Source organism: Flavobacterium sp. (assembly GCF_035456085.1).
Taxonomy (GTDB): domain Bacteria; phylum Bacteroidota; class Bacteroidia; order Flavobacteriales; family Flavobacteriaceae; genus Flavobacterium.
In genome coordinates, this window is record NZ_DATIDY010000112.1 from 1 (window position 1) to 14248 (window position 14248).

12 protein-coding genes are annotated in these 14248 nt (G+C 34.2%); 10 read left to right on the forward strand and 2 right to left on the reverse strand.

Features of this window, described 5'->3' with window-relative positions; all coding sequences use genetic code 11:
* The 4 genes from VLC96_RS08630 to pruA all read left to right on the forward strand — a co-directional run.
* On the forward strand, positions 1-2493 hold a 2493-nt coding region (locus VLC96_RS08630; RefSeq protein ID WP_325262148.1), incomplete at its 5' end, for a DEAD/DEAH box helicase.
* A gap of 216 nt (positions 2494-2709) precedes the next feature.
* Positions 2710-3957: a type IX secretion system plug protein gene (locus VLC96_RS08635; RefSeq protein WP_325262150.1), complete on the forward strand. Its 1248-nt coding sequence runs from the start codon at positions 2710-2712 to the stop codon at positions 3955-3957.
* 80 nt (positions 3958-4037) lie between these two features.
* Positions 4038-4424, forward strand: a complete 387-nt coding sequence (apaG, locus tag VLC96_RS08640) for a Co2+/Mg2+ efflux protein ApaG (RefSeq protein WP_325262151.1) — start codon at positions 4038-4040, stop codon at positions 4422-4424.
* 97 nt (positions 4425-4521) lie between these two features.
* Entirely contained in the window at positions 4522-6150 is a 1629-nt protein-coding gene (pruA, locus tag VLC96_RS08645) for an L-glutamate gamma-semialdehyde dehydrogenase (RefSeq protein ID WP_325262153.1), read from the forward strand.
* Positions 6151-6312: 162 nt separating this feature from the next.
* On the opposite strand, the gene rsmG is transcribed toward pruA, so the two are convergent.
* Entirely contained in the window at positions 6313-6942 is a 630-nt protein-coding gene (gene rsmG / locus VLC96_RS08650; protein ID WP_325262154.1) for a 16S rRNA (guanine(527)-N(7))-methyltransferase RsmG, read from the reverse strand.
* A gap of 107 nt (positions 6943-7049) precedes the next feature.
* Between rsmG and VLC96_RS08655 the strand changes: the two genes are divergently transcribed.
* From VLC96_RS08655 to VLC96_RS08670, 4 genes are all read left to right on the forward strand, one after another.
* Positions 7050-8141: a fatty acid desaturase family protein gene (locus VLC96_RS08655; RefSeq protein ID WP_325262156.1), complete on the forward strand. Its 1092-nt coding sequence runs from the start codon at positions 7050-7052 to the stop codon at positions 8139-8141.
* A 33-nt stretch (positions 8142-8174) separates the two neighbouring features.
* Complete coding sequence (locus VLC96_RS08660) at positions 8175-9380, forward strand: pyridoxal phosphate-dependent aminotransferase (RefSeq protein ID WP_325262158.1); 1206 nt, start codon at positions 8175-8177, stop codon at positions 9378-9380.
* A 155-nt stretch (positions 9381-9535) separates the two neighbouring features.
* Positions 9536-11278: a rhamnogalacturonan lyase gene (locus VLC96_RS08665; protein ID WP_325262159.1), complete on the forward strand. Its 1743-nt coding sequence runs from the start codon at positions 9536-9538 to the stop codon at positions 11276-11278.
* Positions 11278-11421: a rhamnogalacturonan lyase family protein gene (locus VLC96_RS08670; RefSeq protein WP_325262164.1), complete on the forward strand. Its 144-nt coding sequence runs from the start codon at positions 11278-11280 to the stop codon at positions 11419-11421. Before VLC96_RS08665 ends, VLC96_RS08670 begins: the two co-directional genes overlap by 1 nt.
* Before the next feature lie 113 nt (positions 11422-11534).
* Here the strand turns inward: VLC96_RS08670 and VLC96_RS08675 are convergent, their stop codons facing one another.
* The gene (locus VLC96_RS08675; protein ID WP_325262165.1) at positions 11535-12416 is read right to left on the reverse strand and encodes an AraC family transcriptional regulator; all 882 of its coding nucleotides are present in this window, start codon (positions 12414-12416) and stop codon (positions 11535-11537) included.
* A gap of 90 nt (positions 12417-12506) precedes the next feature.
* On the opposite strand from VLC96_RS08675, the gene VLC96_RS08680 reads away from it, so the two are divergent.
* Both VLC96_RS08680 and VLC96_RS08685 read left to right on the forward strand, forming a co-directional pair.
* A complete protein-coding gene (locus VLC96_RS08680; protein WP_325262167.1) occupies positions 12507-12869 on the forward strand; it encodes a DUF983 domain-containing protein in 363 nt (120 codons plus the stop codon).
* 301 nt (positions 12870-13170) lie between these two features.
* Positions 13171-14248 (forward strand): sialidase family protein (locus VLC96_RS08685; protein ID WP_325262168.1); only part of this gene is annotated, 1078 nt, incomplete at its 3' end.

Genomic DNA, 14248 nt, shown 5'->3' on the forward strand with positions numbered 1-14248 from the left:
CGAATTTCTTCTAAAAATCCAGCATTAGAAACCAGTTTAGAATTTGATAAACACGAAAACGGAATTTCATACACGCTTCTTTTAAAGGACGAGACTACTGAATTTCATCCATCAAACACGGCGATTACGCTTCTTTTAGACGAGCCGGGTTGGTTGGTTGCGCATCATAAATTGTACCAGCTGAAAGATATCAATACCAAAAAAATTGTTCCTTTTTTGAAGAAGAAAACCGTTGAAATTCCTTCAAAATTGGTTCCTGAATATTTTGAAAAATTCATAAAAGATGTAGCCAAAAAAGCGGATATCAAAGCTACCGGATTTGAAGTTGAACTAAGAAACAAAATCACTTCGTGTTCACTTCAATTAGCACATGATTTTTTCAAAAACTGTTATTATTTCAATCTAAGATTCGATTATAACGGATATGCTTTTGATGCTAATTCTTTAAAAAACACGCATTCTTCTATCGATTTGAGTGATTTGGACAACATCAAATTGATCCAATACAAACGCAGTAAAGCGGAATCTTCATTTGCAGAAAAATTAGAAAAAATAGGTTTGTCCAAAAACGAAAATGGTTTTTTTGGGCTTTCGCCAAAGACAGAAAAACAAGATCCATATAACAATATTCAGTGGATTATAGAAAATCAAGAATCAGTAGAATCATTAGGTTTCTCGATACATGATTTAAAAATTGACAGTAAAAAAATCAATACTAATAAAGTTACAATTCAGTTTGCGAATGAATTAAAAAGCGATTGGTTTGATATTAAAATGATTGTGGTTTGTAATGCTTTTGAATTTAGTTTCAGTGAAATTATTGAAAACATCAAAAACAGAAACCGATTATTTCTTTTACCCGATGGAAGTTACTTTTTGATTCCGTTAGAATGGATGACATTGTATGGGCCTTTGGCAAAATTGGCGAAAGTTCAAAACGGAAATCTGACTTTACTTAAAAGTAATTTTGCAGTTTTGGAAAATATTTCAGAATTCAAAAATAGCGCAACTCCATCGACTGCAATAGAATACAAACCGTCACCATTGGTCAAAGCAACTTTGAGACCATACCAAATTCAAGGTGTTGAATGGTTGTTGGAACATTATAACAACGGTTTGGGTGCTTGTCTTGCCGACGATATGGGATTGGGAAAAACGCTGCAGACTTTAACCACATTGGTTGCCGTACAAGAACAATTGGATTTTGAAAAAGCAGAAAATGTTCAATTGGATTTGTTTGGCAATGAAATTCAAATGCCAAAAGAATATTTAAAAGCCTTAATTGTATTACCTTCTTCGTTGGTTTTTAACTGGTACAATGAGGCTCGAAAATTCACTCCTCATTTCAGAAGAGTCCAATACGTTGGCAACGACCGAAAAATACTGTCTAAAAAGCTAGAAAAGTATGACTTGATTTTTACCAGTTACGCTGTGGTTTCGAGAGATATTTCAATTTTGGAAAAATACAATTTCAGGTATTTAATTTTGGACGAAAGTCAGTACATCAAAAACAAAAACTCTAAAATTTTTAAGGCTATTAATCAAATTAAAGCAAGTCATAAAATATCGTTAAGCGGAACTCCGATAGAGAATTCATTAGATGATTTGTGGTCGCAAATGGAGTTTATCAATCCTGATATTTTGGGAAGTCATTCTTTTTTTGTTGAAAATTACAAAGTTCCAATTGAGAAAAAGCAAGACGAGAACTGCCTTTTGGAGTTAAAAAACCTGATTAGTCCTTTTATTTTGCGACGAACCAAAGAACAGGTTTTGAAAGATTTGCCTGAACTATCCGAACAGATTTTCTATTGTGAAATGGAAACTGAACAGGAAAAATTATACGAAGAAGAAAAATCAAAAGCTCGCAATTCGCTTTTGAAAACTGATGGAAATATAGTTGATAAAATCAGCATTATCAACACATTGATGCGTTTGAGACAATTGAGTAATCACCCGAAAATGATTGATTCCAAATCTGAAATGGAATCGGGAAAATATCTCGCGGTCACTCAGTATTTGGAGACTTTGGTTCAGTCGAATCAAAAAACTATTGTTTTCAGTTCGTTTGTTTCTAACTTGAATTTTTATAAAAATTGGTGCAAAGAAAACAAAATCGATTTCTGCGAACTCACAGGAGAAACCGATTTAAAAGAAAGGGAATATCAGGTGAATCGTTTTCAAAATCAGGAAAAACCGTTACTGTTTTTTATCTCTTTGAAAGCCGGCGGTGTTGGGCTTAATATTACTAAAGCTTCATATGTTGTGTTTCTTGACCCGTGGTGGAATCCATTTGCGGAGAAACAAGGAATCGGCCGTGCACATAGAATTGGGCAAATGAATAAAGTCAATGTGATTCGTTTTATTACCAAAAATACGGTGGAAGAAAAAATTATTCGCTTACAGGAAAATAAAAAACTATTGGCAGATTCTCTTTTGGAAGAAAATTATATTGGAGATGATATTGAAGAAAATTTGGAGTTTTTATTGACCTAAAGTTTCTCATTACGCGTGAGGGATTGCAGTGGAGCTCTTTTTATATTTATCAATTTTTCTTTGATAAATATAAAAAAGCGGGAACGAAAAGCCCGACCCAACCTTTTTCGGGAGGGTCACGCCCAAATAAAAATTATGTCCCATCAGGCTAATCAAATATTATGATACTAATTTCCGTTAATTTGTATATTTACAACTTATGAATTTCAGTCGATAATGAAAACAGCCTTTGTAGTATTAGTTTCTTTTTTTTGTCTAAGTGTTAATGCACAAGTTCAAACGGAAATTGCTCCTCCTTATAATATCAAAACAGCTTCCTTTATTCAGAACAATCAAAATGTGGTGCCGATTTTTAGATTGGGAGAAAGTTTTGGTTTTCAGTTTGATGATTTATATGCAAATGAAGCCGATTATTATTACGAAATCACACATTGCGACTACAATTGGGTGCCGACCGACATTCCGAAAAACGAATATCTTGATGGTTTTGACAGCCAAAAAGTTCAGCAATATGTAAACTCGTTCAATACTTTACAGGGTTTTACGCATTATCAACTATCGATTCCAAATGATTATACTAAAATAAAAATTAGCGGAAATTATGTTCTGACTATTTTAAATTCTGATAAAGAAGTGGTTTTGAAAAGGTATTTTGTTTTGTATGAAAATATGGTAGCAGTTCCTTTGAAAATAAGAAGACCGCGAACCGTAAAAAACATTTATTCTAAACATAATCTGGATTTCGAAATTAATGCAGAACAATTGCTTTTGCAAAATCCAACTCAGAATTTAAAAGTGGTTTTGCTCCAAAACGGCAATTTTAATACGGCTATCAAAAACATTGTTCCTCAATACAACCTGGGAAACGTTTATGTTTACAAATATGATATGGAAACTCAATTTTGGGCAGGGAATGAATTTCTGAATTTTGATACAAAAGATATCAAAAATGCCAATAATTATGTGAGTTATGTTAATTCTGATAATCAAATTTACAATACACATTTGTATGCTAATAATGCTAAAGCAAGTTTTCCTTATTCTAACTATTCCGATTTAAATGGAAATTTCAGTGAACGAAAATTAGATGCTGAAAACAATAAAATTGAATCCGATTATTCGTGGGTATATTTTACGCTGTCTGCTCCTTTGGCTAATCCAAGTTCATCCATCTATGTCGTGGGAATGTTTAATAACTATGCTATGACTCCCGAAAACAAAATGGATTTTAATACCAAAACTGGTCTTTATGAAAAGGCAATTTTAATCAAGCAAGGATTTACTAATTATCAATATGTCACGGTGAATAACAAAGGAATTATCGATCAGGAGAACGCAATTGATGGAAATTTCTATCAAACTGAAAATGATTATACTGTATTGGTTTATTACAAAGGAAATATGGACCGATATGTACGCGTTATTGGTAAAGGAAATGCAAATTCTTTAAATATAACAAATTAGAAAACTTTGAAATTTTTAACATAAATAAATCATTTTTTTTGTAGATTTGCCCACAAGCAGCCCTTAATTAGCTCATTAACATGGTTTCACAAATAACAAGAGGTATTAAAATTTCAGTATTGACTAGTTTTGAAGGAACTTACTTCAAAAACTACAAAATACACTTTGCCTTTAGTTATGAAATTACTATCGAAAATCACAGCAAAGATTCAGTTCAATTAGTTTCCCGTCATTGGGAGATCTTCGATTCGTTAAATGATTTAGAATATGTTGATGGAGAAGGCGTTATTGGTAAAAAACCTGTTCTAAAACCAGGCGAACAACACACGTACAGTTCCGGCTGTTTACTTTCCTCCCCCTATGGAGCAATGAAAGGATATTTTAACATGATTAACTTCACCACTACAAAATCATTCAGAGTAATTGTTCCTACTTTTAGAATGTGCGCACCTTTTGCATTAAATTAAAATTGACTTTAATTATGACTTTTTTAGCATAATTTTAATCATTCCTTTGTACTTTTGCATCAAATTATTTAAATGTTCAATATTTAATAAAAAAGACATGCTAAAAGGATTTTTCAATGTACCTAAAGCGGTAAATGAACCTGTAAAAGGATATGCCCCTAATTCACCAGAAAAAGAAGCTGTTTTGTCAGCTTATAAAACCATGTGGAATTCTAAAATTGACGTTCCATTATACATTGGAAACGAAGAAATTAGAACTGGAAACACCAGAAACATGACCGCTCCACATGATCATAAACATGTAGTTGGAACGTATCATTTAGCAGAAAAAGCACATATAGAAAAAGCTATCGCCAATGCTCTAGAAGCAAGAACAGCATGGGCAAACATGGCATGGGAACAAAGAGCAGCAATTTTCTTAAAAGCAGCCGAACTAATTGCAGGTCCTTACAGAGCAAAAATAAATGCCGCAACAATGATTGCGCAATCCAAGAATATTCACCAAGCAGAAATTGACGCTTCTTGCGAATTAATCGACTTTCTACGTTACAATGTAGAATTTATGACTCAAATTTACAATGATCAGCCAAAATCAGATTCAGGTGTTTGGAACCGTTTAGAATATAGACCTCTTGAAGGTTTTGTTTATGCAATTACACCTTTCAACTTTACAGCGATTGCCGCTAATTTACCGGCAAGTGCTGCCATGATGGGGAATGTTGTAATTTGGAAACCGAGTGATAGCCAAGTATTCTCTGCTAAAATTATTATTGATGTATTCAAAGAAGCTGGTGTTCCAGACGGAGTTATCAATGTTGTTTTCGGAGATGCCTTAATGATTACAGATACAGTTTTGGCAAGTCGTGATTTTGCTGGCGTTCATTTTACCGGTTCAACTCATGTATTCAAAGATATTTGGGCAAAAATTGGAGCGAATATTCACAATTACAAAACATACCCAAGAATTGTTGGAGAAACTGGTGGTAAAGATTTTATCATTGCTCATCCAAGCGCCAATCCAAAACAAGTGACTACTGGAATCACACGTGGTGCATTTGAATTTCAAGGTCAAAAATGTTCCGCAGCTTCAAGAGCTTATATTCCGCAAAGTTTATGGCCTGCAGTTAAAGAGCAATTAATTGCCGATGTAAAATCAATGAAAATGGGTTCTCCAGAAGATTTTGGAAACTTTATTACAGCTGTGATTCACGAAGGTTCTTTTGATAAATTGGCTAGCTATATCGGCCAAGCTAAAAAAGATGCTGATGCCGAAATTATAATTGGCGGAAACTACGATAAATCTGTTGGATACTTTATTGAACCAACGGTTATTGTAACTACAAATCCAAAATACGCTACAATGGAAACCGAATTATTCGGACCAGTAATTACAATTTATGTTTACGAAGATGCTAAATGGGCAGAAACATTGAAATTAGTAGATACGACTTCTGAGTATGCATTAACTGGAGCTGTTTTCAGCCAAGACCGTTACGCTATCGAAGAAGCAACTATTGCTTTACAAAACGCTGCCGGAAACTTCTACATTAATGACAAACCAACTGGTGCTGTTGTAGGAATGCAACCATTTGGTGGAGCTAGAGCTTCAGGGACTAATGACAAAGCAGGTTCTGCATTGAATTTATTGCGTTGGGTTTCTCCAAGAACAATCAAAGAAACTTTTGTAACTCCAACTGATTATAGATATCCATTTTTAGGAGAATAGATTTTAGACTGTGGACTTAAGATTTTAGACTGCAGATTTTAGATAAATAAAAGCCCTCAAATTTCAATGCAAATTTGAGGGCTTGTTTTTTTTAGATTCGAAAGGTTTTAAAATCTATATGATTCAAAATTAAATTTTTAAACCCTTAAACTTTTAAACTTCTCACACAACAAACTTCAAAGGCAAATGCACCACTTTCTTGGTTTCGAAAAATTCATCTTCAAAGAAATCAGCGATATTATATTCTGTTGCCTTTGGGAAATCTTTTAATTCTTCTGTAAGATCTCCACCTTTTAGATACAGAATACCATTTTTCAGTTCGTGTTTGTGTTGTTTCTTGATTTTGGTTTTTACCCAAGAAACAAAATCAGGCATATTGGTAACGGCGCGGCTTACAATAAAATCGAAATCACCTTTTACATTTTCGGCACGAATTTGTTCCGCTTTCACATTTTTTAATTCCAAAGCTTCGGCAACAGCTTGAACAACCTTTATTTTTTTGGCAATAACATCAATCAAATAAAAACGCGTTTCCGGGAAAAGAATCGCCAGAGGAATTCCTGGAAAACCTCCACCGGTTCCAACATCCAAGACATACGTTCCGGGTTCAAACTTATTTACTTTGGCGATAGCCAACGAATGCAATATGTGTTTGGTGTACAAAGAGTCAATATCTTTTCGGGAAATAACGTTGATTTTTTCATTCCAATCGTGGTACAAAAAATCCAATTTTCGAAACTGTTCTATCTGAATATCAGTAAGTTTAGGAAAATACTTTAGAATCTCATCCATCTTTTAAATTTTTAACAAAAGTAGTGCTTTTAGATTATAAATATTTAACTCAATATTGTAACTTCAAAATTTATAATACATACCTTTGCAGATATTTAAAAATACACATGATCAATACCGCTCCAACATTTGCTAAGCAAGACAATTTAAAGTTTTTCAGAACTCTTAATTCCCGTGTTAACAGCTATTTCAAAGAAAACAACATCGAAAAAACAGGAAACTGGAAAATCCATTTAAAGACAGTAATTCTGTTTACAGTTTTTCTTGTGCCTTACTTTTTGATTCTTACATTAGGAATGCCTTTCTGGGTTCATTTACTATTAGCAATTGTCATGGGATTTGGAATGGCAGGAATCGGAATGAATGTAATGCACGATGCCAATCATGGCTCTTATTCAACAAAAAGCTGGGTAAATAAATTCATGGGAGGAACAATTTATGTTTTGGCTGGAAATGTTCATAACTGGCAAGTACAACATAACGTTTTACACCATACTTATACCAATATAATTGGTCATGATGAAGACTTAGAAGCTGGCAGAATTTTGCGTTTTTCTAAAGAAGCTCAATGGCACAAATTCCATAGATTCCAACAATATTACGCAGTATTTTTATACGGTTTATTAACTTTCAACTGGGCGATTACTACCGATTTTATGCAAATGAGTCGTTACCTGAAAAGAAAATTATCTTACGGTGAGCCTAAAAGTCCTAAAATACTTTGGACAACATTGATTATTACGAAAATTATCTATATGGCCATCTGGATTGTTTTACCAATGGTTATCGGAATCACTTGGTGGAAAGTCTTACTTGGATTTTTTGTAATGCATTATACTGCGGGATTAATCTTAAGTATTGTATTTCAATTAGCGCACGTAGTTGATGAAGCTGCTAACCCTCAACCAAACGAAACAGGCGAAATGGAAAACACTTGGGCAATTCACCAATTATTTACTACTGTAAATTTTGCGCCAAAAAACAAAATCATAAACTGGTACACTGGTGGATTAAATCACCAAATCGAACATCATATTTTTCCTCATATTAGTCACGTACACTATGGAAAAATTGCAAAAATTGTAAAAGAAACGGCAAAAGAATGTCAATTGCCATATTACGAATACAAAACAATGTCAGCAGCTATTGTTGCACATTTTAAACATTTGAAAACGCTGGGATTAAAGCCAGCTTTGTAATAAATTAACTAAAAACTTAAAATTTACATTTTAATGAGCAATCCACTTTCAGACAGAATTAACAATTTAGCTACCTCTCAAACATTAGCGATGGCTGCATTGGCAAGAGAATTAAAAGCACAAGGAAAAGACATTATCAGTTTAAGCTTAGGGGAACCAGATTTTAATACTCCAGATTTCATTAAAGAAGCTGCAAAAAAAGCTATTGATGACAATTATAGCACTTATTCTCCAGTAGATGGTTACCAAGATTTAAAGGAAGCTATTTGCAGAAAATTCAAAAGAGACAACGGATTAGAATACAAACCATCACAAATCGTAGTTTCGACAGGAGCAAAACAATCATTATACAACATTGCACAAGTAATGTTGAACGACGGTGACGAAGTAATTTTGCCAGCGCCATATTGGGTTTCCTATTTCGAAATTGTAAAATTATCAGGAGGAGTTCCTGTAGAAGTTCCAACTTCTGTAGATACTGATTTTAAAATTACTCCAGAACAATTGGAAGCTGCTATCACACCAAAAACAAAAATGATGTGGTTCTCTTCACCTTGTAATCCTTCAGGTTCTGTTTACAGCAGAGAAGAATTGACTGCTTTGGCAAAAGTATTGGAAAAACACCCAAATATCTATGTTGTTGCTGACGAAATCTATGAGCATATCAACTTTTCAGGAACTTTCTGCAGCATCGGTTCTATTCCGGGAATGTTAGAAAAAACGATTACTGTCAATGGTGTTGCAAAAGCATTCGCTATGACAGGATACAGAATTGGATACATTGGAGCACCAGAATTTATCGCAAAAGCATGTACAAAAATTCAAGGTCAAGTAACCTCTGGAGCAAACAGTATTGCACAACGCGCTACTATTACCGCTGTAGACGCTGACCCGAGTGTATTGAATCACATGGTTCAAGCTTTCCACAGCCGTAGAGATTTAGTAGTTGGATTAATCAAAGAAATCCCAGGAATGAAAATCAACGTTCCAGAAGGTGCTTTCTATGTTTTTCCAGACGTTTCTTCTTTCTTCGGAAAAACATTGAAAGGAACTGAAATTAAAGATGCGAATGATTTCTCTATGTACCTTTTGGCAGAAGCTAATGTTGCAACTGTAACAGGTGATGCTTTTGGAAATCCAAACTGTATTCGTTTCTCTTACGCAACAAGCGAAGACATCTTAAAAGAAGCATTAAAAAGAATTAAAGAAGCAGTTTCGTTTTCTGAAGTGACTGCATAATTTTTTTTCAAATAATTTTAGAAATTGAGCCTCAAGATTTTTTCTTGGGGCTTTTTTATATAATTACAAAAAGCTAAGACATAGGATAGTACAGGATAGTCTAATTATTTTTTAAACTTAATTTTAACAAATGATAACTAACTAACCTATTATCTATGGAACAAAAAACCACAAAAACCTCTTTCAAACAAAGAAACAACACTTCTAAAACACTAACCTTTTTGTTCCTTTTTTTATTCGGAATAGCTACCCAACTATTTGCACAACGAACAGTCGAAGACCTCAATCGTGGGTTAGTTGCCATGCGTCTTAACCCTAATCAGGTTTATCTTAGTTGGAGAATGTTAGGAACCGAGCCAACAAACGTAAGTTATAACTTGTATTGCAATGGAAAAAAAATCGAAGACAGCCCGATTGAAAAGACAACCAACTACACACATAACATAACTACAAACGAGAGTTATACAATCCGCGCTATTATTAACGGAAAGGAACAATCTGTTTCAGAAACAGCTACAGTCTGGGCAGACCAATATCTCGATATTCCAATGCAAATACCAAACGGAGGAACAACTCCAGACGGACTTAATTACACATACAATGTTGGCGATTCAAGTGTTGGCGATGTGGATGGTGATGGCCGATACGAAATAATAGTCAAATGGGATCCTTCCAATGCACATGATAACTCGCATCGAGGCTATACTGGCAATGTGTTTATTGATTGCTATCGCCTTGACGGCACCAAGCTTTGGAGAATAGATTTAGGAAAAAATATTCGTGCTGGTGCTCATTATACTCAGTTTATGGTATATGATTTAGACTCTGATGGGAAAGCCGAAATTGCCTGTAAAACTGCCGACGGAACTATCGATGGAACAGGAGTCGTTATCGGATCAGCAACTGCAGATTATAGAGAAGCAAACGGATATATTTTATCAGGCCCTGAATTTTTAACGATATTTAATGGGCAAACAGGTAAAGCAATGGCTTCTACCGATTATCTTCCCACGCGTGGAAAAGTCACAGATTGGGGCGATGGCTACGGAAATCGCGTAGACCGGTTTATTGCAGCTATAGCTTATCTTGATGGGGCAAAACCAAGTTTGGTAATGGGACGTGGTTATTACACTAGATTGGTGCGTGTAGCCTGGGATTGGCGAAATAACAAACTCACTAACCGATGGATTTTTGACAGCAACGATTCAAAAAGTGCAACTGCCTTTGGACAAGGAAATCACCAAATGACAGTGGGCGATGTTGATCGAGATGGAAAAGACGAAATTATTAACGGATCAAGTGCAATCGATGATAATGGTAAATTATTATATGCAAACGGACTAGGACATGGCGATTCACTGCACATGACCGACATGGATCCTGATCGTCCAGGACAAGAAATATGGCAATGCCACGAAAATGCAAAACAATATAAAAATTATGGGCTAGAATTCAGAGATGCCAAAACCGGCGAACCATTATGGGGTGTTGAAGGAAATGGAATAGACATTGGCCGTGGTAATGCCGCTGACATTGACCCTCGCTACAAAGGCTATGAATGTTGGGGCGCTACTGGAAATCTATACGACTGTAAAGGAAACCAAATTGGAACTGCAAAACCATCAATGAATTTCTCCATCTGGTGGGATGATGATTTAAGCCGAGAGTTATTAAATTCAAACCGTATTGACAAATGGGATTATGCCAATGCTACAGGTATTAATTTGCTTACCGCTACAAATTACAGCTCAAATAATGGAACCAAAGCAACTCCATGCCTAAGTGCTGACCTGTTTGGTGACTGGCGCGAAGAAGTGATTTTCCGAAAATCAGACAATACAGCTATTCGGATTTACACTACCAATATCCCGACTACACACACAAGCTATACACTCTAATGCACGATACTCAATACCGGGTAGCAATTGCTTGGCAGAATTCAGCTTATAATCAGCCACCGCATCCAAGCTTTTATTTAGGGACAGATATGAAACCACAAACTAAACCTAATATTATCACTACTAATAAGATACACAAATAATATTGTAAAAATAGTTCAAAATCAGCCTCAAGTTTTTGAGGCTTTTTTATGAGATTTCTTAACCTTAATCCATAAAGAATAATAATTATGGCTAATTTTTCTTTTGAAATTATTTAAAAGCATTTTTTCACAACTTTTTTTGAAGCCCGAAAAACTGTCGGAGTCATTCCGGCATGTTTCTTAAATATCCTCACAAAATAAGAATAATCATCAAAACCCAATGCTGAAGCAATTTCGTTGACTGTTATTTTTTTGTCCATTAACATTCTCTTAGCTTCCAGAATAATTCGGTCTGTTATGACCTGAGTCGTGGTTTTCTTTAAAATTTCATTGCAAATTCTGTTCAAATGTTTTAAAGTAATGTGAAGTTTCGAAGCATAAAATGAAGGTGTTTTTTCTTTTAAAAACCATTTCTCCAACAGCACCTTGAAATCTCTAATTTTAGCATTATAAGAATGAGTTTCTACCGTATGACTTTCGTTATATTTTCGGGTAATTTCGATATGTATACTATCTAATATATTGATGATCTTGTCCTGTTTCATCATTTTATTTTCCTGATATTCTTCTAGCATATTATAGAAATAAGATTCAAAATTCTTGATTTCTTTAACATCCAAAATTATTTCTGGATAATTACCTAATGAGTGATAAAAAGGGTATGCATCAATTGTCTTTTGACGAAAATAAAGATTATACATTTCCTGCGAATAAAAAACCACAAAACCATCAATATCATCAGACAAATCCCAGTGATGAATTTGTCCCGGTTGCATAAAAAACATACTTCCAGGCTGAATCTGGAAAGTATTAAAATCGATATCATGTGTTCCTTTTCCATTTGTAAAAAGAGCTAACACGTATGAATTGTGCCTGTGTGGTTCTTCAACAAAACTGTGATTAACCAAATGATTTTCAAATGTATTGATATAAAAATCATTATTCACCGCATTGCAGCCGAATCGTTGAATAGAATAAACGGGATAATTTTTCATAATTACCAAATGTCTTTTTTGTGCTATAATTAGCGAATATATAAAACATCCATCACCCGAATACAAAATACCTTTGATAAAAAAATAAAAATGTCACATACACTTGTTCATATCCTAAATAATGATTGCCCTCATTGTCTTGAAGGAAAAGTTTTTAATGAGAAAAATATCTTCTTAAATATTGGATTCCCAAAAATGAATCAATATTGTCCACATTGTCAATTCAAATTTGAAAAAGAACCTGGGTATTTCTTTGGTGCCATGTATGTAAATTATGGATTAACGGTAGCGCAGGGAATTGCAACTTATTTAATAGCACATCAATTTTTCGCAGAAACATTTGACTTGAGAATTATTGGCATTATCGCTGCAGTCATTGTATTAATGGCATCTTTCAACATTCGATTATCGAGATTATTATGGATTTATATGTTTAAAAACTATTCCATTTAGAATTACGAAGTAAAGCAAAATCCTTATCTTAGATCCTTAAAATTTATTAAGGATTTTCCCTTTCACTTCACTTTCAGAATACATTAAATGGCATTGATACTTCAAAATATTGCACAACATATAAAACTATATCGGGTTTTCTTAACTAATCCCCTGAGCACAAGCCTAAAATTAGCCAAGAATATGCATTAGATTTGTCTGTAGTTTTTTCATGGAGATTTTTTATAATTTAAGGAAATCAATTTTAAATTTTTCGCTTTTCATAACTATCAAAATTGATAACTTTACTCAAATTACTACGATGAAAATTCATAAAAAAATAACGTTGCTCATCATCCTTTTTTCTAACATCATTCTGTTGGCTCAAAAAACAGAAACCGCTTTTAAAGTAAATTCTCTATTTGATTTTCAGCAACCCGAAACTTTAGGCCTTTCTTTTGTCAAAGGAGCAGAAACATTCACCATATTTTCACCCAAAGAGAATGAAAACAAATACAATCACGGAGTTGTTTTATTTGCTTTTAGAGGAATACTGTATGCACAATGGCAAAGTTCATCGATTGATGAAGATGGAGCAGATACTCAAGTTTTTTATAGCAGAAGTATTGACGGCAAAAATTGGAAAAAACCAATTCCTTTAATAACAATAGAATCACAAAATTTGAAAACAAGTGGCGGATGGTGGAGCGATGGCAACACACTTATTGCGTACTTAAATGTTTGGTCAAATAAAAAGAATGCACCAAAAGAAGGATATACAGAATACATTACATCAATAGACGGGATAAATTGGGAAGCTCCAAAACCGGTAAAAAATAGTGATGGCAAGCCTATTTTAGGAGTTATTGAGCAAGATCTTCATCGTTTGCCGAATGGCAGAATTATAACCGCATTTCACATGCAGCCAGGACTTATTGCAAAACCATTTTATACCGATGATCCATTAGGCATTACAGGATGGAGACAAGGTAAAATGAAAAATCTTCCCTCAAAAGAAACTTCAATCAGCAGAGAACTCGAACCGAGTTGGTTTTATCGAAATGATGGCGCTATCATAATGATTTTTAGAGACCAAAATGGAACTTTTAAAAAGCTCGCATCAATAAGTCACGATAATGGATTAACTTGGACGACTCCAACACTAATAGACACTCCAGATTCAAGAGCTAAACAAAGTGCTGGGAATTTTCCCAACGGAATGGCGTTTATGGTAAACAATCCCTCCGGCAATAAAAATCGGTCTCCATTAGTTATTACTTTAAGCAAAGATGGTTTCTTATTTGATAAAGCTTATTTACTTCGAAGTGGTGGAAACGATCTTCAACCAATGAGAACCGATGGTAAATACAAAAGAATTGGATACAGTTATCCCAAAAGTT

Coding starts and splice junctions, on each gene's coding strand:
- VLC96_RS08635 (WP_325262150.1), top strand. CDS start 2,710: ATGAAAACAGCCTTTGTAGTATTAGTTTCTTTTTTTTGTCTAAGTGTT.
- apaG (WP_325262151.1), top strand. CDS start 4,038: ATGGTTTCACAAATAACAAGAGGTATTAAAATTTCAGTATTGACTAGT.
- pruA (WP_325262153.1), top strand. CDS start 4,522: ATGCTAAAAGGATTTTTCAATGTACCTAAAGCGGTAAATGAACCTGTA.
- rsmG (WP_325262154.1), bottom strand. CDS start 6,942: ATGGATGAGATTCTAAAGTATTTTCCTAAACTTACTGATATTCAGATA.
- VLC96_RS08655 (WP_325262156.1), top strand. CDS start 7,050: ATGATCAATACCGCTCCAACATTTGCTAAGCAAGACAATTTAAAGTTT.
- VLC96_RS08660 (WP_325262158.1), top strand. CDS start 8,175: ATGAGCAATCCACTTTCAGACAGAATTAACAATTTAGCTACCTCTCAA.
- VLC96_RS08665 (WP_325262159.1), top strand. CDS start 9,536: ATGGAACAAAAAACCACAAAAACCTCTTTCAAACAAAGAAACAACACT.
- VLC96_RS08670 (WP_325262164.1), top strand. CDS start 11,278: ATGCACGATACTCAATACCGGGTAGCAATTGCTTGGCAGAATTCAGCT.
- VLC96_RS08675 (WP_325262165.1), bottom strand. CDS start 12,416: ATGAAAAATTATCCCGTTTATTCTATTCAACGATTCGGCTGCAATGCG.
- VLC96_RS08680 (WP_325262167.1), top strand. CDS start 12,507: ATGTCACATACACTTGTTCATATCCTAAATAATGATTGCCCTCATTGT.